The organism is Agromyces arachidis, assembly GCF_052805135.1.
In genome coordinates, this window is record NZ_JBRBDK010000007.1 from 110,917 (window position 1) to 135,869 (window position 24,953).

The 24,953-nt window shown below is 72.8% G+C and carries 22 protein-coding genes, 1 tRNA gene and 1 pseudogene; 14 read left to right on the forward strand and 10 right to left on the reverse strand.

The genetic code is table 11. The annotated features are described in order from the left end of the window. Positions 1 to 54 precede the first annotated feature (54 nt). From ACUY4T_RS11030 to ACUY4T_RS11040, 3 genes are read left to right on the forward strand one after another with little or no spacing between them, the layout of a single operon-like run. Positions 55 to 819: a glycosyltransferase family 2 protein gene (locus tag ACUY4T_RS11030; RefSeq protein ID WP_446018986.1), complete on the forward strand. Its 765-nt coding sequence runs from the start codon at positions 55 to 57 to the stop codon at positions 817 to 819. Then, positions 816 to 2,348, forward strand: coding sequence for a hypothetical protein (locus ACUY4T_RS11035; protein ID WP_446018987.1), 1,533 nt, complete (start codon positions 816 to 818; stop codon positions 2,346 to 2,348). The genes ACUY4T_RS11030 and ACUY4T_RS11035 overlap by 4 nt, the downstream gene beginning before the upstream one ends. Before the next feature lie 7 nt (positions 2,349 to 2,355). Continuing rightward, positions 2,356 to 3,513, forward strand: a complete 1,158-nt coding sequence (locus ACUY4T_RS11040; protein ID WP_446018988.1) for a heparan-alpha-glucosaminide N-acetyltransferase domain-containing protein — start codon at positions 2,356 to 2,358, stop codon at positions 3,511 to 3,513. 39 nt (positions 3,514 to 3,552) lie between these two features. Here the strand turns inward: ACUY4T_RS11040 and ACUY4T_RS11045 are convergent. From ACUY4T_RS11045 to ACUY4T_RS11055, 3 genes are all read right to left on the reverse strand, one after another. After that, positions 3,553 to 3,626 (reverse strand) — tRNA-Pro (locus ACUY4T_RS11045). Positions 3,627 to 3,697: 71 nt separating this feature from the next. Further along, positions 3,698 to 4,672, reverse strand: a complete 975-nt coding sequence (locus tag ACUY4T_RS11050; protein ID WP_446018989.1) for a metallophosphoesterase — start codon at positions 4,670 to 4,672, stop codon at positions 3,698 to 3,700. After that, positions 4,669 to 7,260, reverse strand: coding sequence for a transglycosylase domain-containing protein (locus ACUY4T_RS11055; RefSeq protein WP_446018990.1), 2,592 nt, complete (start codon positions 7,258 to 7,260; stop codon positions 4,669 to 4,671). The genes ACUY4T_RS11050 and ACUY4T_RS11055 overlap by 4 nt, the downstream gene beginning before the upstream one ends. A gap of 132 nt (positions 7,261 to 7,392) precedes the next feature. Between ACUY4T_RS11055 and sp36 the strand changes: the two genes are divergently transcribed. Then, a complete protein-coding gene (gene sp36, locus ACUY4T_RS11060) occupies positions 7,393 to 7,620 on the forward strand; it encodes a Sp36 family protein (RefSeq protein ID WP_248598033.1) in 228 nt (75 codons plus the stop codon). After that, positions 7,620 to 8,096 (forward strand): RidA family protein, encoded by a 477-nt coding sequence (locus tag ACUY4T_RS11065; protein ID WP_446018991.1) that lies wholly within the window; start codon positions 7,620 to 7,622, stop codon positions 8,094 to 8,096. Before sp36 ends, ACUY4T_RS11065 begins: the two co-directional genes overlap by 1 nt. A gap of 65 nt (positions 8,097 to 8,161) precedes the next feature. On the opposite strand, the gene acs is transcribed toward ACUY4T_RS11065, so the two are convergent. Continuing rightward, positions 8,162 to 10,117, reverse strand: a complete 1,956-nt coding sequence (gene acs, locus ACUY4T_RS11070) for an acetate--CoA ligase (protein WP_446018992.1) — start codon at positions 10,115 to 10,117, stop codon at positions 8,162 to 8,164. Positions 10,118 to 10,662: 545 nt separating this feature from the next. On the opposite strand from acs, the pseudogene ACUY4T_RS11075 reads away from it, so the two are divergent. The 5 genes and pseudogenes from ACUY4T_RS11075 to ACUY4T_RS11095 all read left to right on the forward strand — a co-directional run bounded on the left by ACUY4T_RS11075 (position 10,663) and on the right by ACUY4T_RS11095 (position 13,838). Beyond that, positions 10,663 to 11,758, forward strand: a pseudogene (locus tag ACUY4T_RS11075) (TadA family conjugal transfer-associated ATPase). Continuing rightward, positions 11,752 to 12,801: a type II secretion system F family protein gene (locus ACUY4T_RS11080; protein WP_446018993.1), complete on the forward strand. Its 1,050-nt coding sequence runs from the start codon at positions 11,752 to 11,754 to the stop codon at positions 12,799 to 12,801. The pseudogene ACUY4T_RS11075 and the gene ACUY4T_RS11080 overlap by 7 nt, the downstream one beginning before the upstream one ends. Before the next feature lie 134 nt (positions 12,802 to 12,935). Then, the gene (locus tag ACUY4T_RS11085) at positions 12,936 to 13,121 is read left to right on the forward strand and encodes a DUF4244 domain-containing protein (RefSeq protein WP_446018994.1); all 186 of its coding nucleotides are present in this window, start codon (positions 12,936 to 12,938) and stop codon (positions 13,119 to 13,121) included. A 16-nt stretch (positions 13,122 to 13,137) separates the two neighbouring features. Further along, positions 13,138 to 13,446: a TadE family type IV pilus minor pilin gene (locus tag ACUY4T_RS11090; protein ID WP_446018995.1), complete on the forward strand. Its 309-nt coding sequence runs from the start codon at positions 13,138 to 13,140 to the stop codon at positions 13,444 to 13,446. Continuing rightward, positions 13,443 to 13,838: an Rv3654c family TadE-like protein gene (locus ACUY4T_RS11095; RefSeq protein WP_446018996.1), complete on the forward strand. Its 396-nt coding sequence runs from the start codon at positions 13,443 to 13,445 to the stop codon at positions 13,836 to 13,838. Before ACUY4T_RS11090 ends, ACUY4T_RS11095 begins: the two co-directional genes overlap by 4 nt. Before the next feature lie 19 nt (positions 13,839 to 13,857). Here ACUY4T_RS11095 and ACUY4T_RS11100 read toward each other — a convergent pair whose 3' ends face one another. From ACUY4T_RS11100 to acsA, 5 genes are read right to left on the reverse strand one after another with little or no spacing between them, the layout of a single operon-like run. Beyond that, the gene (locus ACUY4T_RS11100; RefSeq protein WP_446018997.1) at positions 13,858 to 14,100 is read right to left on the reverse strand and encodes an acyl carrier protein; all 243 of its coding nucleotides are present in this window, start codon (positions 14,098 to 14,100) and stop codon (positions 13,858 to 13,860) included. Further along, positions 14,097 to 15,473 (reverse strand): dihydrolipoamide acetyltransferase family protein, encoded by a 1,377-nt coding sequence (locus tag ACUY4T_RS11105; RefSeq protein WP_446018998.1) that lies wholly within the window; start codon positions 15,471 to 15,473, stop codon positions 14,097 to 14,099. Before ACUY4T_RS11105 ends, ACUY4T_RS11100 begins: the two co-directional genes overlap by 4 nt. Then, positions 15,466 to 16,446, reverse strand: coding sequence for an alpha-ketoacid dehydrogenase subunit beta (locus ACUY4T_RS11110; RefSeq protein ID WP_446018999.1), 981 nt, complete (start codon positions 16,444 to 16,446; stop codon positions 15,466 to 15,468). The genes ACUY4T_RS11105 and ACUY4T_RS11110 overlap by 8 nt, the downstream gene beginning before the upstream one ends. Continuing rightward, the gene (gene pdhA, locus ACUY4T_RS11115; protein ID WP_446019000.1) at positions 16,443 to 17,471 is read right to left on the reverse strand and encodes a pyruvate dehydrogenase (acetyl-transferring) E1 component subunit alpha; all 1,029 of its coding nucleotides are present in this window, start codon (positions 17,469 to 17,471) and stop codon (positions 16,443 to 16,445) included. The genes ACUY4T_RS11110 and pdhA overlap by 4 nt, the downstream gene beginning before the upstream one ends. After that, on the reverse strand, positions 17,468 to 19,273 hold the full coding sequence (acsA, locus tag ACUY4T_RS11120) for an acetate--CoA ligase (RefSeq protein ID WP_446019001.1): 1,806 nt from the start codon (positions 19,271 to 19,273) through the stop codon (positions 17,468 to 17,470). The genes pdhA and acsA overlap by 4 nt, the downstream gene beginning before the upstream one ends. A 183-nt stretch (positions 19,274 to 19,456) precedes the next feature. Here acsA and ACUY4T_RS11125 point away from each other — a divergent pair, with 183 nt between their 5' ends. Together ACUY4T_RS11125 and prpB are read left to right on the forward strand one after the other, a co-directional pair. Further along, complete coding sequence (locus tag ACUY4T_RS11125) at positions 19,457 to 20,098, forward strand: GntR family transcriptional regulator (RefSeq protein WP_446019002.1); 642 nt, start codon at positions 19,457 to 19,459, stop codon at positions 20,096 to 20,098. 46 nt (positions 20,099 to 20,144) lie between these two features. Further along, positions 20,145 to 21,044, forward strand: coding sequence for a methylisocitrate lyase (prpB, locus tag ACUY4T_RS11130; RefSeq protein WP_446019003.1), 900 nt, complete (start codon positions 20,145 to 20,147; stop codon positions 21,042 to 21,044). Between the two features lie 69 nt (positions 21,045 to 21,113). On the opposite strand, the gene ACUY4T_RS11135 is transcribed toward prpB, so the two are convergent. Further along, positions 21,114 to 21,347 (reverse strand): hypothetical protein, encoded by a 234-nt coding sequence (locus ACUY4T_RS11135; RefSeq protein WP_446019004.1) that lies wholly within the window; start codon positions 21,345 to 21,347, stop codon positions 21,114 to 21,116. Positions 21,348 to 21,545: 198 nt separating this feature from the next. On the opposite strand from ACUY4T_RS11135, the gene topA reads away from it, so the two are divergent. Both topA and tmk read left to right on the forward strand, forming a co-directional pair. Further along, the gene (gene topA / locus ACUY4T_RS11140) at positions 21,546 to 24,323 is read left to right on the forward strand and encodes a type I DNA topoisomerase (protein ID WP_446019005.1); all 2,778 of its coding nucleotides are present in this window, start codon (positions 21,546 to 21,548) and stop codon (positions 24,321 to 24,323) included. Further along, positions 24,320 to 24,940, forward strand: coding sequence for a dTMP kinase (tmk, locus tag ACUY4T_RS11145; protein WP_446019006.1), 621 nt, complete (start codon positions 24,320 to 24,322; stop codon positions 24,938 to 24,940). Before topA ends, tmk begins: the two co-directional genes overlap by 4 nt. Positions 24,941 to 24,953: the final 13 nt, after the last annotated feature.

Below are 24,953 nucleotides of genomic sequence, written 5' to 3' on the forward strand. Positions count from 1 at the left end.
CGCTACTCCACGAGCCTGCGCCCCTTCCGCGCAGCCGAGCCGCCGGGAGGTTGCGTGGACCTGGACCATCTCGCTGTCGTGATGCCCGCCTACAACGAGGCCGAGGGCCTCCCAGGCTTCCTCGACGAGCTGCACCGTGCCCTGTCGCCGTTGGCGACCCGACTCGACCTCGTGGTGGTCGACGACCGGTCGACGGATGCCACCGTCGAGGTGCTCCGCGACCTGGCCGCCGGCCTTCTGGGCCTGACCGTCATCGAGGCCGAGGCGAACCGGGGGCACGGGCCGACGGCCCTGGCCGCATACCGGGCCGGCCTCGCGCTGGAGCCCGACCTCATCGTCCACGTCGACGGCGACGGCCAGTTCCACGGCATCGACCTCGCCCGCGCCGTGCGCGCCGCTCTCGCGACGGACGCGGACGTCGTGCACGGCGTCCGCCGCGGACGGGAGGATCCGTGGTTCCGCCGGATCCTCACCGCGATGGTCGGCGTGGTCGTCGCCTTCGCCGCGGGCCGGAGGGTGCCCGACGTGAACACGCCGCTGCGCGTCTACAAGCCCGCGAGGCTCGGCGAGCTGCTCGAGCTGGTGCCCGCCGAGGCCCTGGTGCCGCACGTGCACTTCTCGCTGGCCGAGGCGCGCCGCGGCTTCCGGGTTCGCTACCTCGAGGTGGCGAGCCTGCCTCGACGCGGCTCCAACCCGACGGGCACGATGTGGGGGGTCGACCGGCCGCCGCTGCTGCCGCCGAAGCGGCTTCGGCGATTCGCCCGCGAGGCGGCCCGCGAGGTCTGGCAGGTGTCGCTGCGCCCCGGGTCGGCCGGATGACGACGCCGCACGCGGGCGTCGAGGTCGAGCACGACGGCGGAGGCGGCGCCGGCCCGGGTGCGCGCCGCGTCGCCGCCGACGTCGCGTTCTGGCTCGCCGTCGCCGCGCTCGTGGCGGCGAACCTCGCCGTCCTCGTCCCCGGCATCGCGACCGTCCGCCTGTGGGAGGACGAGGCCTTCAACCTCACGGTCCCCATCAACCTCGCCCACGGGCTCGGGTACACCAGCGACGGCATCCTCTCGGGCAGCGTGCCCATGCCCTTCGACGTCCGCATCTCGACGGGACCGGTGATGCTCCTGCCCATCGCCGGGCTGATCGCGCTGGGCATCGACCCGGTCATCGCGGGCCGCGCGGTCGCGACGGCCGGCTATGCGGTGCTGATCGCCGCGCTCGCGCTCATCGGGCATCGCCTCGGCGGCCGCTGGGCCGCGCTCGTGGCCGTCGCGTTGCCGCTCGCGTTCGACGCCGCCGCGATGCCCTCCCCGATCCAGACGCCGGCCGACATCCTCGGCGAGGTCACCGCGGCGGCTCTCCTCGCCGCCGCGCTGGCGTTCCTCCATCGGCGCCCGTGGCTCGCGGGCCTGCTCCTCGGCCTCGCGATCCAGGTGAAGTTCATCGCCCTCCTCGCAGCCCCCGCGTTCGCGCTCGCCGTGCTCCTCGACGCGCCGCTCCCGTGGCGGGCGCGGCTGCGCCGCAGCGTGCCGCGGGTGCTGATCGCGGCCACCGCCGCAGCCCTGCCGACCATCGTCTTCGAGTTCGCCAAGTTCGCGAGCCTCGGGCCGTCGGGCTACGCGCACCACGTCCTCGAGTTCGTCGGATTCCTCCGCTCCGGCGGGCAGCGCGGGTACGCCGTGTCGCCGCTCGAGAAGCTCACGGTGCTGGCCGAGTCGTGGAACCTCCCGGTCGTCGTCGCGGCCGTCGTGGGCGTGGTGGCGCTCGTCGCCGGCGCCGCGCTCGTCGTCGTCGCGATCAGGCGGATGCCGCCCGGCGCGCCTCGCGACGAGTTCACTGCGGTGGTGCTCGCCGCCGCGCTCGGGCTCGCGACCTACCTCGCGTGGTGGTTCGTTTCCCGACACACCCCGGCGTGGGTGCGTCACCCCGCCCCGGCGGTGCTCGCGTTCGCGCCGGTGCTCGCCGCGTCGCTCGTGCCCGCGGCGCGGATCCTGCTCTCGCGCACCGACCGTCGCGGGCACTGGGCCGCGCGCGTCGCCACCATCGTCGCGGTGATCGTCCTGGCCTTCTCGATCGTGGGCCGCGCGGTGAACGTCGGGACGGAATCGCGGCCGACGGGGGAGACCCTCGCGAGCCAACGCGCCGCCGCCGGCGACATCGCCGGGCTCGGGTACGACCGGTTCGCCGTCCTCTGGGGCCCGGGCGTCAGCGTCGGCGTGCTCGCGGGCGCCGAGGTCGGCCTGACCGACGCCGTCGAGGTCACCGCCGGCGATCCCCGGATCTGGTTCGGGGAACCTCCGCCCCGGTGCGACGTGCAGCTGCGCAGCGGCCTCTACTCCGTGTGCATCCCGGAGTGAGCCCATCGTGACGATCGCTGAGCCTTCCTCCCGTACCCGCGGTGCGCTCCCGGGACGGGTCGAGGGCGTCGACGTCGCGCGCGGGATCGCGCTCATCGGCATGTTCATCGCCCACCTCGCTCCGGCCGCGGCATCCGTCGACGCCGCCGAGCTCATCGCGCTCGCCGACGAGCGCCCACGACTGCTGTTCGCGCTGACGGCGGGGATCGGGCTCGGGCTCCTCACCGGTGCCACGAGGCCCGTCGCCGACCGCGCCGTGCGGTGGCTGCTGCGCCGCCAGATCGCCATCCGCGCGCTGCTGCTCATCGCGATCGGACTCCTCGTCGTCGCGGTCTTCGCGCCGCTGGTGTTCGTGATCCTCGACGTCTACGGCGTCGCCTTCCTGGTGATGCTGCCGCTGCTGTTCCTGCCCGGACGGGTCGCCGTCGCGCTCGGCGCGGTCCTGCTCGCCATGACCCCGGCGATCGCGGCCATCGCGGAACGCGACCCCGAGACCGCCGCCCTCGCCGACGGCCCGCTCGGGCTGCTCGTCGAATGGTTCCTCGTGGGCGCGTACCCCGTGATCATCTGGGTGCCCGTGATGCTCATCGGCCTCGGTCTCGCCCGGCTCGACATCACCGCGCCCCGCGTCGTCGCGGGCACCGCCCTGGCGGGCGCGATCGTCGCGTCGGTCGCCCTGCCGGTCTCGCGCGTCCTGCCCGGCGCCGACGCCTCCGTGCCGGGGGCCGGCGACGAGTGGGCGGCGCCCATCCGAGCCGCACTCGAGACCGTCGGCAACACCGCCGTCGGGCTCATGATCGTCGCCGCGACCGTCACGCTGACCGGCCTGGCTCGTCCCGCGGTGCGTCGCATCGCGAGCGTCGCGCTCTCCCCGGTCGGCGCCATGGGAGCGATGCCGCTGACCATCTACACCGCCCACCTCATCGTCATCTCGTTCGGCAAGTACCGTCGCGAGGACGGCGTCATCAGCGACGACTCGTGGCCACTGCTCATCGGGCTGACCATCGGCTCGATGCTCTTCGCCTGGCTCTGGCGTCGGTACCTCGGTCGCGGCCCGCTCGAGCAGGCGCTGCGGTGGGCGAGCGGGCGGAGCCGCGGCGGCCGCGGCGCCGCCGGTGGGCGAGCGGATGCCGCAGCGGCATCCATCGACGATCGCACCCCGTGACACGACGAAGGCCCCCTCGCGTGGAGGGGGCCTACCCGGTCGGGGTGACAGGATTTGAACCTGCGACCTCTTCGTCCCGAACGAAGCGCGCTACCAAGCTGCGCCACACCCCGGGGGCCCGAAGGCCTCAACAAGCATAGCCGAGAAAACGAGTGCTCCCGACCACGCGATCGCTCGCCGCGGCTCAGCCCACGGGGACGAGCGTGAGCAGGGTCGCCTCGGGCGGGCAGGCGAAGCGGACCGGCGCGTAGATCGAGGTCCCGAGCCCCGCCGACACGTTCAGGTACGCCGACCGGAGGCCGTGCCGCCACACGCTGAGCCCGCTGGCCTGCTCGCGCGGGATGTCGCAGTTCGTGACGAGCGCACCGAAGCCGGGCAGGCACACCTGGCCGCCGTGCGTGTGGCCGGCGAGCAGCAGCTGCGCACCGTGCGTGACGAACGAGTTCAGCACGCGGCGGTAGGGGGCGTGCGTGACGCCGATCGTGACGGCGGCACGCTGGGCGAGGGCGCCGTGCGGGTCGGGCCAGGCGTCGTCGCCGAACGGGTCCTCGGCTCGCAGGTCGTCGATCGCGGCGGCCACCCGATCGAGCCGATCGAAGCCCCGGTGCGGGTCGTCGACGCCGAAGAACTCGAGGTGGGTGCCGCGGACCTCGAGCGAGGCCGCCGCATTGTCGAGGTCGGTCCAGCCGAGCTCGCCGAAGAATCCGTGCAGCCGGCCGATGTCGAGCCGCTCCGCCTTCGACGCGGCGCGCGAGGGGCCGCCGAAGTACGTGAAGGGGTTCTTGACCACCGGGCCGAAGTAGTCGTTCGAGCCGTTGACGAAGACGCCGGGCACGCCGCGGAACGGCTCGAGGGCGTGACGGATGCCCTCGATCCCGTCACGGTGGCCGAGGTTGTCGCCGGTGTCGACGACGAGGTCGGGCTTCAGCGTCGCCAGCGAGCGGACCCACTCCTGCTTGTCGCGCTGCCACGGCGCCATGTGCAGGTCGGAGATGTGGAGCACCCGGATGGGCTCGGCGCCGGCCGGGAGGACCGGAACCTGGACCTGGCGGAGGGTGAAGCGTCGGCGCTCGACGAGCGAGCCCCACGCGAAGGCAGCGGCGCCCGCCGCGCCGATCGCGAGTGCGATCCGCGCGGCGGGCGTCAGCGTGCCGCTCACCCGTCGCCCGGTGCGTTGCCGCCGCCCGGGGGCTCGACGACCCCGCCTCCGCCGCCCTGCAGTCGGCCGATCACGATGGTGACCTTGTCGCCGGGCTTGGCGTTGCCGCTCGGATCCTGCGAGAGCACGATGCCGTCCTGTGACGGATCGGACACGTCCTGCTGCTTCCGGTCGACCCGGAATCCGGCGCCGCTCAGCGTCGCCTCGGCCTCGTCTGCCGACATGCCCACCACGTTCGGGACGCTCGCGACGTTGCCGCGGCTGACCTGGAGCGAGATGATCGCGCCGCGGCCCGCGGTGCCCGAAGGCGACTGGGCGCCGATCGTGCCCTTGGGCTGGCCGGAGTCGACCTCGCCGTCCATGCGCCATCCGAAGCCGGCGGCCTCGAGCGCCTGCTGGGCGGCCTCGGGTGCCAGCCCGATCACGTCGGGCACGGCGACCTGCGGAGCGTTCAGCAGGGAGCCCTTGACCTCGGGGAACGGGTCGCCGCCGTACCTGGCGTTGGCGTACGACATGACGCGCGGCCAGATCTTGTGCCGCAGGCCCGCGGCCTGTCCGGAGTCGAAGTAGGTGTCGCGCAGGTTGACGTGCCCGGTGACGTTGAACACGCCGACCACGGTCGCCACCTTCGTCGACGCGCCGCTCATCCAGGTCGCCTCGGCGTTGTCGGTCGTACCCGTCTTGCCGATCATCGGCACCCAGGGGTCGGTGCTGTAGTTCGAGGCCTGGCCCGTTCCGCCGCTCATGACCTCCTGCATCGCGTACGCGGTGCCGGCGGCGACCTCGGGCGTGAGCGCCTGCGTGCACTCCGACTTCGGCGGCTCGACCTCCTCGCCCTTCGCGTTGGTGATGCGGTCGATCGCGATCGGCGAGCACGACACGCCGTTCCCGGCGATGCCCGCGAAGGCCGTGGCCATCGAGAGCGGCGCGACCTCGTTGGTGCCGAGGATCGCCGACGGGAACTGCGAGAGGGGCTGGTAGTCGGCGCGGTGCACGCCGAGCGACTCGGCGGTCTTGGCGATGCCGCAGAGGTCGAGCTCCTTCGCCATGGCGACGAATCCGGAGTTGTAGGAGTTCACGGTGTTCTGCACGGCGCTCCAGTAGCCGCCGTTCTCGCCGCCGTCGTTCTTCGGGTTCCAGCCGTCGCCGCTCATGGTGCCCTCGCAGCTGTTGTTGAACTGGCCCCAGTTGTCGCGACGTCGCGCGTCGACGGCCTCGTTGAGGGCGTGCCCCTCCTTGAGCCACTCGGCGAGCGTGAACACCTTGTAGGTCGATCCCGGCTGGAAGCCGCTCGACCCGCCGTAGTCGATGTCGGAGTTGTAGTTGACCGCGGTGTAGTTGCGGCCGCTCTCGAGCACGGCCTGGTCGGCCGAGTAGTCCTTGTTCTGCGCCATCGCGAGGATGCGCCCCGTGCCGACCTCGACGCTCACGACGGTGCCGCCGATGTCGACGCCGTCGGCCACCTTCGGCACGTTGTCATTCAGCGCGTTGATCGCCTCGTTCTGCAGGCCGAGGTCGAGGGTGGTGTAGATGTCGAGGCCGCCCTTCTGGAGCATCTCGCGGCCCTCGTTGACATCCGGCGTATCGGGGTTGTCGAACTTGTTCTTGATCTCCCACGAGACGTAGTCGCAGAAGAAGGCATGGCCCTTGGCCGAGACGCAGCCGGTGCTCGGCTCGGTGATCGCGGGGGTCACCGGCTCGGCGATCGCCGCGTCGTGCTCCTCCTGCGTGATCTTCTTCTCATCGAGCATCTCGCCGATGATGTAGTCGCGCCGCTGCTTGTTGGCCGCGTAGGGGACCGCGTTGCCGTCGGCGTCGACCGTGGCCGCGCCGTTCTCCTCGCTCTCGGGGTAGTCGAGGCGGAACTTCTCGGGGTTGTTCACGATCGCGATGAGGCTCGCCGCCTGCGGCAGCGTCAGGTCGCGCGCGTTCGTCCCGAAGTAGTACTGCGCGGCGGCCTGCACGCCGTAGACGCGGCCGCCGAAGTGCGCGATGTTGAGGTAGCCCTGCAGGATCTCGTCCTTCGAGTACTTCTTCTCGAGCGTGATCGCGTACCGGATCTCCTTGAGCTTGCGCTCCGCGCTGACCTCGGTGGCCTCCTCGTAGGCGGCCTGCTTCTCCTCCTCGGTCTGCGCTTCGGAGACGCCGTTGTTGATCAGGACGTTCTTGACGTACTGCTGCGTGATCGACGAGCCGCCCTGCGTCGAACCGCCGATGACCGTCTTCAGCGCGCCGCGCACGGTGCCCTGGATGTCCACTCCGCCGTGGTCGTAGAACCGTGGGTCCTCACCGGCGATCGCGGCGTCCTTGAGGTACTGCGAGATGTAGTCCCACGGCACCTCCTCCCGGTTCTCGTCGAAGAACGACGCCATCGCCGACGGACGGCCGTCGACCATCGCGTAGACCGTCGACTTCTCGGCGAGCTCGTCGATCTCGAGGTACCCGGGGAGGTTCTCGAACATCGTGATGCTGTTGTTCGCGGCCATGCCCGTGACGGCGAGCGCCGGAGTGACGGCGGCCGTGACCAGCACGCCAGCCAGTGCGCTCATGCCGACGAAGCCGAGGATTCCCCCGGCGGCATCGCTCATCGTTCGTTTCTGGGCAGACATAGAGTGGAGCCTATCTGAGGAAGGCTGGCAAAATCCGGCATGCCTGACGGCCGGCTGCGCCGTCGGCTCGACCCTCAGGATAGCCGTTCGTTCCGACACCGAGGAGTCCCCATGCCCGCCTGGGAGTACATCACCACGCCGCTGCTGATCCACAACACCGCTGCGATCCTGAACAACTGGGGCGCCGAGGGGTGGGAGCTCGTCCAGGTCGTGCAGGGCCCGGAGGGCGGGCTCGTCGCGTACCTCAAGCGCCCGGTCGGCGGGGAGTCGTCGGCCGCGGCCTCCGCCGGGCAGGCCGCCGCCGCGCAGGCCGCGAAGCAGTTCGAGGGCGACGCCTGATGGCCGCCGCATCCGCCGAGGCCCGCCTCGCAGAGCTCGGCATCATCCTGCCGGACGTCGCGCCTCCCGTCGCCGCGTACGTCCCGGCGGTGGTCACCGGCTCGCACGTGCACACCTCGGGCCAGCTGCCGTTCGTCGCCGGGTCGCTGCCGGCCACGGGCAAGGTCGGCGAGGGCGAGGGGCTCGTGCCCGCTGCCGACGCGAAGGGGTACGCGCGGACCTGCGCGCTCAACGCCCTGGCTGCCGTCCGCGCCGAGCTCGGCTCCCTCGATCGCGTCACGCGCGTGGTGAAGCTGGTCGGGTTCGTGGCATCAGACCCCGCCTTCACCGGCCAGCCCGGGGTCGTCAACGGCGCATCGGAGCTCATCGGCGAGGTCTTCGGCGACGCCGGACGCCACGCCCGCTCGGCGGTCGGCGTCGCCGTCCTGCCGCTGGACTCTCCGGTCGAGGTCGAGCTCGTCGTCGAGTTCGCGTAGTCGGCGCAGACGACGGATGCCGCGGCGGGAGCGCTCCCGCCGCGGCATCCGTTCGTTCGACCGGGTCAGCGCACCTGCGCGCTGATCACCTGCATGATCGACGTGTCGGCCAGCGTCGTGGTGTCGCCGATCTCGCGGCCCTCGGCGAGATCGCGCAGCAGGCGCCGCATGATCTTGCCCGAGCGGGTCTTCGGCAGCTCGTTCACGATGAACACCTGGCGCGGCCGGGCGATCGCGCCGATCTGCGTGGCGACGTGCTTGCGCAGCACGTCGCTGATGTCGTCGATCGTCGACGCGGCATCCGCGTGGCTCTGCTTGAGGATGACGAACGCGACGACCGCCTGGCCCGTGGTCTCGTCGGAGGCACCGACGACGGCGGCCTCGGCGGTCCACGGGTGAGCGACGAGCGACGACTCGATCTCGGCGGTCGACAGGCGGTGACCGGAGACGTTCATCACGTCGTCGACGCGGCCGAGCAGCCAGAAGTCGCCGTCCTCGTCGCGTCGGGCCCCGTCGCCGGCGAAGTACCTGTCGCCGAACTTCTCCCAGTACGTCTCCTTGAACCGCTCCGGGTCGCCCCATATGCCGCGCAGCATCGACGGCCACGGTTCGGTGACGACGAGCAGGCCGCCGCCCTCGCCCTCGACCGCGGTGCCGTCGTCGTCGAGGATGCTGATCTCGACGCCGGGGATCGGCACCTGCGCCGCGCCGGGCTTCAGGTCGGTGATGCCGGGCAGTGCCGAGATCATGATCGCGCCGGTCTCGGTCTGCCACCACGTGTCGACCACGGGGATCGAGCCGCCGCCGATGACGTGGCGGTACCAGATCCACGCCTCGGGGTTGATGGGCTCGCCGACCGAGCCGAGCAGGCGCAGCGTGCGCAGGTTGAACTCGTGGGGGATCTGCCGGCCGAGCTTCATGAACGAGCGGATGGCGGTCGGCGCCGTGTACAGGATCGTGACGCCGTACTTCTCGACGATCTCCCACCAGCGGCCGGGGTGCGGCGTGTCGGGAGTGCCCTCGTAGATGACCTGCGTCGCGCCGTTGGCGAGCGGCCCGTAGACGACGTACGAGTGGCCGGTGATCCAGCCGACGTCGGCGGTGCACCAGTACACGTCGCGCTCGGGGTGCAGGTCGAACACGTTGCGGTGCGTGAACGCGGCCTGCGTGAGGTAGCCGCCCGAGGTGTGCAGGATGCCCTTCGGCTTCCCGGTGGTGCCGGACGTGTACAGGATGAACAGCGGGTGCTCGGCACCGAAGGCCTTCGGCTCGTGCTCGTTCGACGCGTTCGCGACGGCCTCGTGCCACCACAGGTCGCGGTCGTCGTTCCAGTCGACCTCGTTCTCGCCGCGCCGGACGACCAGCACCTTCCGGACGCTGCCGCCCTCGGTCTTGCCGAGCGCCTCGTCGACGACGGGCTTCAGTGGGAAGACCCGGCCCTTGCGGTAGCCGCCGTCGGCCGTGATGACGACGGATGCCTCGGCGTCGTCGATGCGCGATGCGAGGCTGTCGGCGCTGAAGCCGCCGAAGACGACGGAGTGGATCGCGCCGAGGCGGGCCACGGCCAGCATCGAGACGACGGCCTCGGGGATCATCGGCAGGTAGATGGCGACGCGGTCGCCCTCGCGGACCCCGAGGTCGGTGAGGGCGTTCGCCGCGCGCTTGACCTCGTCGGTCAGCTCGGCGTACGTGATGGCACGCGAGTCGCCGGGCTCGCCCTCCCAGAGGAGCGCGACCCGGTCGCCGAGGCCGGCCTCGACGTGGCGGTCGAGGCAGTTCACGGCCACGTTGAGCTCGCCGTCGTCGAACCACTTCGCGAACGGCGGGTTCGACCAGTCGAGCGTGCGGGTGAAGGGCTTCTCCCACTGGAGAAGCGTGCGGGCCTGGTCGGCCCAGAAGCCGAGCCGGTCGGCTCGTGCGGCTTCGTAGAGGCTCTCGTCGGCGACGGCCTGGGCGGCGAACTCGGGGCTCGGGCGGAAGCGCCGGATCTCCTCGAGCGCGTGATCGATCTGCGCGTTCATACTGTGCGATCGCTCCTTCGCGATGGATCTTCAAGGTGGGTCGCCTGCCCCACACAGCACCATACCGCCCGTCGGCGCGGCGTCGTGACCGCCGGTGACGCCCGGTGACGCCGCTCAGGCCCTAGGATTGACCGGGTCGGCGCCGCGGTCGAACGGCCGTTTCGGAGCGCGCTGCGGATTCAGTGTTCTTTACGCGGATCCGCCGCCGACTTCGTCGGTATCCGACGATCGGGATCGACGAGATCGCACGTTTTTCTGTATGTCCCCACAAATGAGGACAGAAAGTACTTGCGTATGGATCCCGAGCCCCTACACTGAATACGCCCGGACCTCGTTTCCTGGCCTGCAGCACAGGTGATTCCCCCCAATCCCTGTCTGCCGAGGCGGCACCTGTTCCCCCCAATGGGTGCCGCCCCCTTCTCTTTAACGGGTGTCTCCGATGCCCGCGGCGAGCCCTCCTCCACAACGATGCGAGGAGGGCTCGTCTCGTCCACGGCGGCGTTCGCCGGGCCGGACGCACGTCGCGTCGCCGTAGCTTCGGCGGCATGCCGCATCCCTTCGTCGCCGCCCCGTCCTGGGAGGGCGCGCCTGCGCGCGATCCGCACGGCGCGGTCGTCCCGGCCGTGCCGGCCGACCGCGGGTCGAGCCGGGACGCCTCGCGGGCCCCCGCCCCCGGCGAGCCGGAATGGCCCCGGCGGGATGACGCGGCGCTCGCCGACGAGGAGCTCCAGGGCCTCGGCCCGCTCGCCGCCTACGCGTCCGACGGCCCCGTCACCGACCTGTTCGTCAACGGCGAGCGGGGGCTCTGGGTCGACCGGGGCGCCGGCGCGCGGCGCGAATCGACCTGGTCGGCCTCGGAGGCCGAGGTCCGCGCGCTCGCCGTACGCCTCATCGCCGCGGGCGGGCGCCACGTCGACGAGGCCACGCCGGCGGTCGACGTGCGGCTCGGGCGCGGCATCCGCGTGCACGCCGTCCTCCCGCCGGTCTCCTCGAGCGGCACGCTCATCTCGGTCCGCATCCCGCGGGCCGCGGGGTTCTCGATCGCGGCGCTGGCCCGCACCGGCATGATGGGGCCCGACCAGGAGTCGCAGCTGCGCAGCGCCGTCTCCGAGCGCCGCAACCTGCTGGTGACGGGCGGCGCGGGAACCGGGAAGACGACCCTGCTCGGCGCGCTGCTCGCCGAGGCGCCGGAGGGCGAGCGCATCGTGCTCCTCGAGGACGTGGCCGAGCTGCGGCTCGACCATCCGCACGTCGTGGCGCTCGAGGCGCGTCAGGCGAACCTCGAGGGCAGCGGCCGGATCGGCCTCGACCTGCTCCTGCGCGAGGCGCTGCGGATGCCGCCCCGACCGCCTCGTGGTGGGCGAGTGCCGCGGGCCCGAGCTCCGCGAGCTGCTCGCGGCGCTGAACACCGGTCATGACGGCGGCGCGGGGACACTGCACGCCAACTCGCTCGACGACGTCCCGGCCCGCCTCGAGGCGCTCGGTGCCGCGGCCGGCATGGCGGCCGACGCGGTCGCCCGCCAAGCGGCGAGCGCCTTCGACCTCGTGGTGCACCTCGAGCGCGTCGACGGGCGACGGCGCGTCGCCGGCGTGGCCCGGCTGCGGCTCCGCGGCGGCGCCCTGGAGGTCGAGCCGTGCTGATCCCGGCCCCGGCCGGGTCGACCGGCGGACGCGCCGCGCGGGGCGTGCGCGTCGTCGTCGACCGCGTGCTGGCCCGCCGGGGCGACCCCGGCGCCCCGATCGACCGGGTCGCCGGGGCGTCCGAGCGGCTCGCGACGCTGCTCGGAGCCGGCCTCGCTCCGGCCGCGGCGTGGCGCAACCTCGTCATCGTCGAGCCGGCTCCGGAGGCTCGCGCACCGAGGCGGCCTGTCCACGACGTCGCCGACGCGGTCGTGCTCGACGCGGCCGGCCGGGCGGCCGCCGCCGGCGACGACGTGTCCGAGGCGATCGAGCGGGCGCGGCGGTCGGCGCCGGCGGCCTCGCCGGCATGGTCGGTGCTCGCCGCCGCCTGGGCCGTCGCCCAGGCGTCGGGCTCGCCGCTGTCGACATGCCTGGCCGCGCTGGCCGGCTCCCTGCGCGACGAGGCGCAGCTGCGGCGCGATGCCCGTGCCGCGTTCGCCGGACCCCGGGCCAGCAGCCGGCTCGTCGCCGCCCTCCCCGCGATCGCGCTCGTCTTCGGCGCGACCCTCGGTTTCGACACCTTCGGCGTCCTGTTCGGCAATCCGTTCGGCATCGCCTGCCTGGCGGCGGGTTCCGCCCTGCTCTGGGCGGGAGCGCGCTGGAATCGGGCGCTCATCGACCGTGCCGCGGTCGCGCGACCGTCGCCGGGCATCGAGCTCGACCTCCTCGCCGTCGCGCTCGCGAGCGGCGCCTCGATCGCCCGCGCCGATGAGATCGTCCGGGCGGCGCTCCGGTCGCACCTGCCGGAGCTCGGTGACACTCGTGCCGCGGCGCCGGTCGTCGCCCTCGCGGAGCGCGCGGGCGCGCCGGTCGCGGAGCTCCTCCGGGCCGAGGCGGCACGCGCGCGGGGTGCGGCTCGGGCCGAGGGGGCGATCCGGGCCGCGGCGCTCGGGGTCCGGCTCATGATCCCGCTCGGTTGCTGCGTGCTGCCCGCGTTCGTGCTGCTCGGGGTCGCACCCCTGCTGATCTCCGTCGTCACCGGCACCCTCGGGAGTCCGGGATGACGCGCACCCGACTCGTGCCGCCCCCGCCGCTCCCGCGGCCCGAAGAGAGGAACCCCATGCACCCGGACCGACACCGCGTCCCCCAGGCCGACAGCCGCCGGACCCGCGCCGGCGAGCCGGATCCGAGACCGACCATGCCACCGGCGCTCCGCCGCCTCCTCCGCCGACTGGCCGGAGAGCGCGGGGCGGCCACGGCCGAGTACGCCGTCGCGACCATGGCCGCCGTCGGCTTCGCCGGACTCCTCGTCGTCATCCTCCGGGGCGACGAGGTGCGCGGCATCCTCACCGACCTCGTGCGGAATGCGCTCACGGTCGGATGACGGCGAGCGGGGCAGCGTGACGGCGGAGTTCGCCGTCGCGCTGCCCGCGATCGCACTCGTGCTGGCACTGTCGATCTCGTCGGTGCACGTCGCCGCCGTGCAGGTGCGCCTCGCGGATGCCGCCGCCGACGCGGCGCGCTCGCTCGGCCGCGGCGACCCCGTGGCGGAGGCGGCCGCGATCGCCGGACGCAACGCGCCGGGCGTGCGGATGTCCGCCCGCACGGACGAGCGGTTCGTGTGCGCGACCCTCACGGGGGACGCGGGCGGCGTGCTCGCCGCGATCGAGCTGCGGGCCACGTCGTGCGCGATGCGCGGCGGGCTGTGAGCGGCACCGGGTCGCGGCGACGGACCGTCGCGCTCGGGATCCGCGACCGGCTGGCGGACGAGTCCGGCGCGGCGACGGTCCTCGCGGTCGCGATCGCCGGGGCCTGCGTCGCGCTCGCCGCGGGATTCGCGAGCGTCCTCGCCGGCGTCGTGGCGTCCCAGTACGCGGCGAACGCCGCGGATGCCGCCTCGCTCGCCGCCGCCGATGCCCTGTCGGGCGCGGTGGCCGAAGCCCCCTGCGCGATGGCCGCGCGCGCGGCGGAGCGCAACGCCGCCCGGATCGTCGCCTGCGAGGTCGCGGGCCCGACGGTGCTCGTGCGCGTCGCGGTCGACGCCCCGTTCGCCCCGGCCACGGCCGATGCGCGTGCCGGTCCGCCCGACCCGACGGGGTGAGGCGCGATCGGGGGCGGGGTCAGTCGCGGGCCGCGACGTAGTCGACGAGGGCGCCGACCGTGGTCAGACCCGGGTAGTCGTCCTCGGACGCGGCGACCCCGGTCGTCTGGGACAGGGTCTCGAGGAGCCGGAGGAAGTCCAGCGAGTCCAGCTCGAGATCCTGCCGGAGGCGCTCCGATCCGTCGAGGTCGTCGGTCTCGATCTCGGGCGCGACCTCGTTGAGGGCGGCCAGCACGGCCGCGCGGGCGTCGGTCTCGTTCACAGTCCCTCCGGCTCCTGCAGCAGTTCGTCGATGCGGGTCAGGAAGCGTCCGCCGCGGAGGCCGTCGCTGACGCGATGGTCGGCCGAGAGCGTCGCCGTGACGACCGGATGCACGCCGAGCATGCCGTCCCTCGCCCACGGCTGCTCCGTGACCCGGCCGAAGCCGACCAGCGCCACCTGCGGCGCGTAGATGACGCCGAACACCGCCTCCACGCCGAGGTCGCCGAGGTTCGTCACCGTGATCGTGGGGTCGGTCATCTCCGCGCGCTGCAACCGGCCCGAGCGCGCCCGCGCCACCAAGTCGCGCAGCGCCGGCATGAGCCGGTCCAGCGGCATCGAGTCCGCGTCGCGGATGGCCGGCGCCACGAGACCACCGCCCCGGAGGGCGACCGCGACGCCGAGATGCACGGCCTCGCTCGGCCGGAAGGCGCCGTCGACGAAGAACCCGTTCACGTCCGGCACCTCGCGTGCCGCCCGCGCCGTGGCGGCGAGCAGCAGCGCGGCCGGAACGAGGCGGTCCGAGATGGGCCGGTCGGCGTTCGCCTCCCGCATCCAGTCGAGCGCTCGGGTCAGGTCGATCGTCGTGCTCAGGTAGTAGTGCGGCACCTCCCGCTTGGAGCGGGCCATGAGGGACCCGATCGCGCGCCGGAGGCCGGCGACCCGTTCGGCCGCCCGCCCGCGATCCCCGCGCTCGGAACGGCTCGCCTCGGGCGGAGCGGGCACCGCCGACTCGCCGCCCGGTGCCGGGAGGTCGGATCGCGAGCCGCCCCGGCCGGCGGCGAGGCGCACGTCCGCCTCGGTCACGGCACCGCCGTCGCCGGTGCCGGGCACGTCGGCCAGGTCGATCCCGAGGTCCGCGGCCAGGCGGCGGGCCCGCGGGGAGGAGCGCACGCGTCCGGCCGTGGCACCCGACGGTGCATCGGGACCGGACCGCGCCGCCGCCTCCACGTCCCGGCGAGTCACGGCGCCCTGTCGCCCCGTTCCCGTCACCCGGTGCACGTCGACGCCGAGCTGCTGTGCGAGGTGGCGGACCGGCGGAGTCACGCGCTCACCCGGTTCGGCGGGCGGCCGGGGAGTCACCGCCGGCGAGGACGGCGGGTGCGCGCCATCCGGCGGCGACTCGGCCGGCACGTCGGCGGGCGTGCCCGTCACCCGGGCGATGGGGGTGCCCACCGGCACGGTCTCGCCGAGCTCGACGAGGTACTCGGCGAGCACGCCGTCCTCGAACGACTCGATCTCCATGACGGTCTTCTCGGTGTCGACGGCGGCGATGAGCTCGCCGCGGCGCACGTAGTCGCCCGGCCGCACGAGCCACTCGACGACCTTGCCGTGCTCCATGTCGGCCCCGAGCGACGGCATGAGCAGGTCAGGCACGGGTCCCCACCGCCTCGCGGGCCGCATCGACCACGCGTTCGACGGACGGCAGCGCGGCCTGCTCGAGGTGCTTGGCGTACGGGATCGGCGCCTCCGCGCTGCAGACTCGCCCGACGGGCGCGTCGAGGTCGTAGAAGGCCGACTCGGTGATCCGCGCGCTGACCTCGGCCGAGAGGCTGCCACTGCGCCAGCCCTCGTCGACCACGACCGCTCGGTGGGTCCTCGCGACCGTGGCGAGGATCGCCTCGTCGTCGAGCGGTCGGAGCGTGCGCAGGTCGAGCACCTCCGCGTCGATCCCGTCGGCGGCGAGCGACTCGGCCGCCTCGAGCGCCGTCGGCAGGGTGCCGCCGTAGGTGATGATCGACACGTCGGCCCCCGGCCGTCGCACCGCCGCACGGTCGATGTCCACCGGGCCCGCGTCATCCGCGAGCTCGCCCTCGACGTTGTAGAGCGAGCCGTGCTCGAAGACCAGCACCGGGTCCGGATCCTCGAGCGCCGTCCACAGCATGCCCCGCGCGTCCTCCAGCGTGGCCGGGGCGAGGATCCGGAGGCCCGGGATGTGGGCCAGCCAGCCCTCGAGGCTGTGCGAGTGCTGCGCGGCGAGCTGGCGACCGCCGCCGGTGGTCATGCGGATGACCAGCGGCACGTTGAACTGCCCGCCGGACATGTGGAGCAGGGTCGCGGCGTTGTTCACGATCTGGTCGAGCGCGAGCAGGCTGAAGTTGACGGTCATGACCTCGACGATCGGTCGCATGCCGCCGAGCGCGGCTCCGATGCCCGCCCCGACGAAGCCCGCCTCCGAGAGCGGCGTGTCCCGGATCCGCCCCGGCCCGAACTCCTCCAGCAGGCCGAGGCTCACGGCGAAGCCGCCGCCGTAGCGCCCGACGTCCTCTCCCATGAGGAACACGCGTTCGTCGCGGCGCAGTGCGTCGCGCATGGCCTCGCGCATCGCCTCCCGGTAGGTCGTCCTCATCGCGGCACCCGTTCGCCGGCTCGGTCCGGCGCGACCGACTCGCTGTAGACGAAGCGATCGAGCTCCTCGACGGGTTCGAGCGTGCCCGCCTCGGCGAACGCGACCGCGGCGTCCACCTCCTCGTCGGCCTCGCGTTCCAGCTCGGTCCATCGTTCCGCGTCGAGGCGGCCGGCCGCCTCGAGGGCGGACCGCAGCATCGTGATCGGGTCGCGCTCCACCCAGCGCTCCACCTCCGAACGGTCGCGGTAGCGTTCCGGGTCGAACATCGAGTGCGCCCGGAACCGGTACGTGCGGAACTCGAGGAAATGCGGCCCGCCGCCCAAGCGGACCGCGTCCACTGCGCGCCGCGCCGACTCCTCGACCGCGAGCGCGTCCATGCCGTCGACCGCCCACGACGCGATCGCGTACGAGGACGCCTTGAGCGCCATGTCGGTCTGCGACTCCGACCGCTCGAGCGCCGTGCCCATGGCGTAGAGGTTGTTCTCGCAGCAGAAGAGGACGGGCAGGTCCCACAGCGCCGCGAGGTTCAGGCTCTCGTGGAACTCGCCTTCGGCGACGGCGCCCTCGCCGAAGAAGCACACCGTCACCCGATCGCGGCCGGCCATCGCGTCGGCGAGCGCCAGGCCCACGGCGAGGGGGAGCCCCCCGGCGACGATCGCGTTGCCGCCGTAGAAGCGCGTCGCGGCGTCGAACAGGTGCATCGACCCGCCGCGTCCGCGGCAGCACCCCTCGGCGCGGCCGTACATCTCCGCCATGATGGCGGTCGCCGGGACGCCGCGGAGGAGCGCATGGCCGTGCTCGCGGTAGGTCGCGACGACGGCGTCCTCCGGGCCGAGCGCCGACATCACCCCGGCCGCGACGGCCTCCTCGCCGATGTAGACGTGCAGGAAGCCGCGGATCCGCGTCGCGCTGTACTGCTCGACGCAGCGCTCCTCGAGCCGGCGCACGCGCAGCATGTCCCGCAGCAGGCCGACGGCGCGCTCCGGGTCGGCCTCGATCACGTGAGCGCGCTCCTCCGGGGTCATCGGCCGACCTCCAGCGTCGACGTGTCGCCTTCCGGCAGGCCGAGCTCGCGCGCCTTCAGCAACCGCCGCAGGATCTTGCCGCTCCGGGTCTTGGGCAGCGCGGCGGTGAAGTCGAGCAGGCGCGGGGCGACGGCGGCGCCGAGTCGCTTCCGCGCGAAGCCGATCAGCTCCCGGCGCAGGGCGTCGGATGGCTCGTGGCCGGGCTTCAGCTCGACGAACGCCTTGACGACCTCGCCGGCCACGGGGTCGGGCACGCCGATCACGGCGGCCTCGGCGACCGCGTCGTGCTCGAGGAGGGTGCTCTCCACCTCGAACGGCCCGATCAGGTGGCCGGAGGACTTGATGACGTCGTCGCGGCGGCCGACGAACCAGAAGTACCCGTCGGCGTCGCGCCGCGCGAGGTCGCCGGTGAGGTACCACCCGCCCGCGAAGCACTTCAGGTAGCGCTCCTCCTCGTCGAGGTAGCCACGGAACATCGAGGGCCACCCGGGGCGGAGCGCCAGCTCGCCCGTGGCATCCGGGTCGGTGACGAGCACCGCCTCGCCGTCGCGCACGACGGGGTCGCCCTGGTCGTCGCGGGCGACGATGGCGGCCTCGATCCCGGGGAGCGGGCGCCCCATCGAGCCGGGGCGGATGTCCATCGCCGGGTAGTTCGAGATCATGATGCCGCCGGTCTCCGTCTGCCACCAGTTGTCGTGCACCGGCAGGCCGAGCGCCTCCTGTCCCCAGACGACCACTTCGGGATTGAGCGGCTCGCCGACGCTCGCCACGAACCGGAGTGCGGAGAGGTCGTGGGCGGCGGCGCGCTCCGCGCCGGCCTTCATGAGCATCCGCAGCGCGGTCGGCGCCGTGTACCAGACGGTGACCCGCTGCTCCTCGAGGATGCGGTACCAGCGTTCCGCGTCCATCTCCTCCTCGTCGACGATGCTGGTCACCCCGTGCACCAGGGGGGCGATGATGCCGTACGACATCCCGGTGACCCAGCCGGGGTCGGCGGTGCACCAGTACACGTCGTCGGGGTGCAGGTCGAGCGCGAACCGCCCGGTCGCGTAGTGCGCGGTCACCGCATCGTGGACGTGGACGGCGCCCTTCGGACGGCCCGTGGTGCCGCTGGTGAAGTGGAGCAGGGCCATGTCCTCCGGCCCGGTCGGCGCCGTCTCGCCGTACGGCGCGGCGGCGGCGAGCAGGTCCGCGAGGTCGAGGGTGCCGGGCTCGTCGTCGCCGGCGTCGCCGTCGATGAGCAGCACGTGAGCGAGGTCGGGGAGCTCGTCGCGGAGCTGGGCGACCTTGCGGCGGTAGAGCGTGCGAGTGGTCACGAGCACGCGCCCGCTCCCGATGCGCAGTCGCTGCTGCACGGGCTCGGGGCCGAATGCCGAGAAGAGCGGGCAGAACACGGCGCCGTGCATGAGCGTGCCGAGCACCGCGGCGTAGAGCTCGGGCGTCCGGCCCAGCAGCGAGTACACGCGCTCGCCGTGGCGCACGCCGAGTCCGCGCAGCACGGCGGCGAACCGATCGGCGCGTTCGGCGAGGTCGGCGAAGCTGTACGACCGGGTCGAGCCGTCGGCGCGTACGAACCGCAGGGCCTCGCGCCCGGCGTGCGGCCCGGCGGCGTGGCGGCCGACGGCCTCGTAGGCGATGTTGACGCCTCCGCCGGGCAGCCCGGCGAGTGCCCGCCGAGCGTCGTCCCAGTCGAAGCCGGCGCGCGTCGCGTCGTAGTCGACCAGGTTGGGTCGCGTGCGAAGCGCCGAGAGGTCCTTCGTGATCGTCGGCGGGGCGGTCATCGACGGCGTCGTCGTGTCCATGGGCCGAGGCTAGGCCCGGCCGCGCGGCGCCGTGGGGCCGTTCGTCCCGCTGACCGCTGTGTATACACTGGATGGTGAAGGGGTGCTCAGATGGCCCCAGAACACGTCGCTCGACGGCGGGGCGTCACGGCTCCGTCGCATCCGTGTATACAACAAGCCGACGAGTGAGCGAGGAGGGCAGGCATGCGAGCCGGTGAACGGGCCTACCGCTCCCTCCGGTCGGAGATCCTCGACGGAGCGCTGTCGCCCGGCACGGTGCTCCAGGAGGTGGAGCAGTCCACCCGGCTCGGCGTGAGCCGGACGCCCGTGCGCGAGGCGCTGCGCCGACTCGTCGCCGACGGCCTGGTGGAGTCGAGCGGGCGGGGCACCGTCGTCACCGCCGTCTCGCACGACGACATCGTCGCGCTGTACGAGTTGCGCGAGGCGCTCGAGGCGAAGGCCGCCGGCCTCGCGGCACGGCGCCGCGAGGACGAGCCGTTCCGCCGCCTGCTCGAGCGCCTCACCGAGGCGCCGGCGCTGCTCGCGCAGGGCGAGGCGGGGCTCGCCGGGTACTTCGCGATCGTCGACGAGCTCGACGACGCGATCGAGGCCGCGGTCGAGAACCCCTTCCTCGCCGCCGCGCTGCGGAGCGTGCAGCTCCACTCCGCCCGCATCCGCCGGCTCGCACGCCACAACCCCGACCGCCTGCGCGCGGCCGCCGAGGAGCATCGGCTCATCGTCGAGGCGATCCTCGCCGGCGATGCCGAACTCGCCGTCCACGCCACCCACGTGCACCTGCACCTCAGCCTCGCGAACGCGCTCGCCACCTCGGCGAGCGAGACGTAGGAACCCGTCCGGGCCGACCGGCCCGCCGCATCGTCCAGGAGGACCCATGCTCTACGCACAGACCACGCCGGCCGACAAGCGCGCCGCATTCCGCGAGCGCCTCGCGAGCGGCGAGCTGCTCCGCTTCCCCGGCGCGTTCAACCCGCTCTCGGCCCGCCTCATCGAGCGCAAGGGCTTCGAGGGCGTGTACATCTCGGGCGCCGTGCTCTCGGCCGACCTCGGCCTGCCCGACATCGGCCTGACGACCCTGACCGAGGTCGCCGGGCGCGCGAAGCAGATCGCGCGGATGACGGAGCTGCCCGCGATCGTCGACGCCGACACCGGCTTCGGCGAGCCCATGAACGTCGCCCGCACCGTGCAGGAGATGGAGGACGCCGGCCTCGCGGGCCTGCACATCGAGGACCAGGTCAACCCCAAGCGGTGCGGCCACCTCGACGGCAAGCAGGTCGTCGACGAGCACACGGCGCTCCAGCGCATCCGCGCCGCGGTCGACGCCCGTCGCGACCCGAACCTCCTGATCATGGCGCGCACCGACATCGCGGCGGTCGACGGCCTCGACGCGGCGGTCGACCGCGCGAAGGCGCTCGTCGACGCGGGCGCCGACGCGATCTTCCCCGAGGCGATGCGATCGCTCGAGGAGTTCGCGGCGATGCGCGCGGCGGTCGACGTGCCGCTGCTGGCGAACATGACCGAGTTCGGCAAGAGCGAGCTGTTCACCGCGCAGCAGCTCGCCGACGTCGGCATGAACCTCGTCATCTGGCCGGTGTCGCTCCTGCGCATCGCGATGGGGGCCGCCGGACGGGGCCTCGACGAGCTGGCGGATGCCGGTGCGCTCACGCGCCTGCTGCCCGAGATGCAGCATCGCGCCGACCTGTACGACCTCATCGACTACGAGGGCTACAACCACTTCGACGACTCGATCTTCAACTTCACCGTCGCACGCTGACCTCGACGCCGCCGATTGAACCGGAGCCGGGGCGGCAGGTGACGAGCGCGCCGCCCCGACCCGCGGGGATCAGTCGAAGACGGTCTCGATGAAGCGGTACTCCACGGCGGTGGGCCGGTCGTCGCCGGGTGCGTCGAACTCCAGTCCGGCGCCGCGCGAGTACACGTACCGCTTGCCGGCGTCGGCGTGGAGCTCGAGGCGGGGCTGCGGGTCGCCGGAATCGAGGAAGCCGGTCGACACCGTCCTCCCCTCGAGGGGCCCGTCGATCAGCTTCGCGGTGTAGGTGCCGGATGACGTGTCCATGCCGCCATTGTCCTCCTGTCCTCCACGCACGCAAGGGTCTTGCGTCCCGTCCCCGGCGGTGGAGGCGGTGGGTGCGCTCACGGCCGGAATGTGTATGGTGTGCCTGTCGGCGCGATGCCGCCGGCCAAGTGCACACCGCTCGGGGGCGCGGCGACATCGTGCGCATCTCGTTCTCGATTTTCAAGCAAGAGGAGTCCGGTGGCAGGCGCGAAGAAGCTCGTGATCGTGGAGTCGCCGACGAAGATGAAGTCCATCGCCCAGTACCTGGGCGAGGGCTACGAGGTCCTGTCCTCCGTCGGTCACATCCGCGACCTCGTCGAGCCCAAGAACCTCCCGCCCGAGCTCAAGAAGGGCTCGCTCGGCAAGTTCTCCGTCGACGTCGAGAACGGCTTCGAGCCGTACTACGTCGTGTCCGATTCGAAGAAGAAGACGGTCGCCGAGCTGAAGCGGGCGTTGAAGGATGCCGACGAACTCCTGCTCGCGACCGATGAGGATCGCGAGGGCGAGGCCATCGCGTGGCACCTGCTCCAGGAGCTGAAGCCCAAGGTGCCCGTGCGCCGCATGGTCTTCCATGAGATCACGAAGGACGCGATCCAGAAGGCCAAGGACCACACCCGCGAACTCGACACCTCGCTCGTCGACGCGCAGGAGACGCGCCGCATCCTCGACCGGCTCTACGGCTACGAGGTCTCGCCCGTGCTGTGGCGCAAGGTGGGGCCGGGCCTGTCCGCAGGGCGGGTCCAGTCGGCGGCGACGCGCCTCGTCGTCGACCGGGAGCGCGAGCGCCTCGCCTTCGTCGCCGCCGGCTACTGGGACCTCGTCGGCCGGTTCACGAGCGACGACGCCGGGTTCGAGGCGAAGCTCGTGCGCCTCGCCGGCGAGCGGGTCGCCACCGGTCGCGACTTCGACGACGCCGGCCGCCTGAAGGGCAAGGCGGTGGTGCTCGACGAGCCGACCGCGCACGCGCTCGCCGAGGCGCTCCGCGACGACCGCGTCGAGCGCCGCGTCGCCAAGGTCGAATCCAAGCCGTACTCGCGACGGCCCGCGGCGCCGTTCACGACGTCGACGCTGCAGCAGGAGGCCGCGCGCAAGCTGCGCCTCTCGGCGCGCGACACCATGCGGGTCGCCCAGTCGCTCTACGAGAACGGCTACATCACCTATATGCGCACCGACTCGGTGTCGCTCTCGCAGCAGGCGATCACCGCGGCGCGCACCCAGGCCACCAAGCTCTACGGGGCCGACAGCGTCCCGGAGAAGCCGCGCGCCTACGCCGGCAAGTCGAAGAACGCGCAGGAGGCGCACGAGGCCATCCGCCCCTCGGGCGAGGTCTTCCGCACGCCGTCCGAGCTGCAGAGCGCGCTGCGAGGCAGCGAGTTCAAGCTCTACGACCTCATCTGGAAGCGCACGGTCGCCTCGCAGATGGCCGACGCCAAGGGCCAGACCGCGACCGTGACGATCGAGGTCGGGCCGACCCGGGCGGATGCCGCGGCTCCCGCCGACCCGACCGCGGCGATCGGCGGCACGACCGCCGAGTTCACGGCGAGCGGCACGGTGATCACCTTCCGCGGGTTCCTCGCCGCCTACGAGGAGAGCCGCGACGAGGAGCGCAACGCCGAGGAGACCCCCGGCGAGGCCAAGCTCCCGCCGCTGAAGGAAGGGCAGGTCGTGGGGCTGGCCGAGCTCGAGGCCAAGGGCCACGAGACCAGCCCGCCGCCCCGCTACACCGAGGCGAGCCTCGTCAAGCGACTCGAGGAGCTCGGGATCGGCCGGCCGTCGACGTTCGCGTCGATCATCTCGACCATCCTCGACCGGGGCTACGTCACGCAGCGCGGACAGGCCCTCGTCCCGAGCTGGGTCGCCTTCTCGGTGGTCCGACTGCTCGAGGAGCACTTCGGCGACCTGGTCGAGTACGACTTCACCGCCGAGATGGAGGACGACCTCGACCGCATCGCGTCCGGCGAGGCCGACCGCGTCGACTGGCTGAACGAGTTCTACTTCGGCAGCGACCGCCACCGCGGCCTCCGCCAGGTCGTCGACAACCTCGGCGACATCGACGCCCGCGAGATCAACTCCGTCGAGATCGCACCCCACATCACGCTCCGGATCGGCAAGTACGGCCCGTACCTCGAGACGGCCGCTGCGGACGACGCGACGGATGCCGCTCCGCGGCGGGTGAACCTTCCCGACGACCTCGCCCCCGACGAGCTGACCGCCGAGAAGGCGCAGGAGCTCATCGACGCGCCCGTCCAGGGCGACCGCGTGCTCGGCGTGAACCCCGACAACGGCAAGCAGGTCGTGGTGAAGGACGGCCGGTTCGGACCGTACGTCACCGAGGTCGAGCCCGAGCCCGAGGCGCCTGCGGCATCCGTCGACCCGGCGACCGGCGAGGTGGTCGAGGAGAAGCCGAAGCGCGGGGCGAAGAAGGCCGCCGCGCCGAAGCCTCGCACGGCCTCGCTGTTCAAGAGCATGCAGATCGAGGAGGTCGACCTCGCCACCGCGTTGAAGCTCCTCGACCTGCCGCGCGTGGTGGGCGCGGACCCGGAGTCCGGCGACGAGATCACGGCGCAGAACGGCCGGTACGGTCCCTACCTGAAGAAGGGCGCCGAGACGCGGACCCTTCCGAGCGAGGACGCCATCTTCGAGATCGACCTGCCCGGCGCGCTCGAACTGCTGGCGCAGCCGAAGTACGGAGCCCGGCGCGCGTCGAGCGCCCTCAAGGAGTTCGCGGAGGACCCCGTGAGCGGCAAGCCGATCAAGGTGAAGGACGGCCGGTTCGGACCGTACGTCACCGACGGCACGACGAACGCGACGATTCCGCGTGCCGAATCGGTCGAGGACATCACCTTCGAGCGCGCCGTCGAGCTGCTGCAGATCAAGCGCGACAAGGGACCGGCTCCATCGAAGGCGAAGCGCACCACCGCGAAGTCGGCCGCGAAGCGCCCGGCGGCATCCCGCGCCAAGAAGACCTCCTCGTGACGCGAGGGCTCTTCATCACGCTCGAGGGCGGCGACGGCTCCGGCAAGAGCACGCAGGCCGAGCTGCTGGAGCGCTGGCTCGTCGAGCGCGGCCGCACCGTGGTGCGCACTCGCGAGCCGGGCGGCACCGACCTCGGCGTCGAGGTGCGCGAGATCGTCCTGCACCATCGCGTCGAGATCGCTCCGCGCGCCGAGGCGCTGCTCTACGCCGCCGATCGCGCGCACCACGTCGCCACGGTCGTCCGTCCCGCGCTCCAGCGGGGCGAGGTCGTCGTGCAGGACCGCTACCTCGACTCGTCGGTCGCCTACCAGGGCGCCGGTCGGGTGCTCGACCCCGCCCAGGTGCGCTCGCTCTCGGAGTGGGCGACCGAGGGGCTGCTTCCCGACCTCACGGTGCTGCTCGACCTGCCCTCCGAGGTCTCGATGGCGCGACTGCAGGGCGCACGGACCCGATACGACCGACTCGAGGCCGAGACGGTCGAGTTCCACGACCGGGTCCGTGCCGCCTACCTCGAGCTCGCCGACCGGGAGCCGGACCGGATCGTGGTGGTCGACGCCGAGCTCGGCGTCGACGAGATCGCGTCGATCGTCCGCGCCAGCGTGGAGCCGCTGCTGTGAGGGCGGTCCTGGT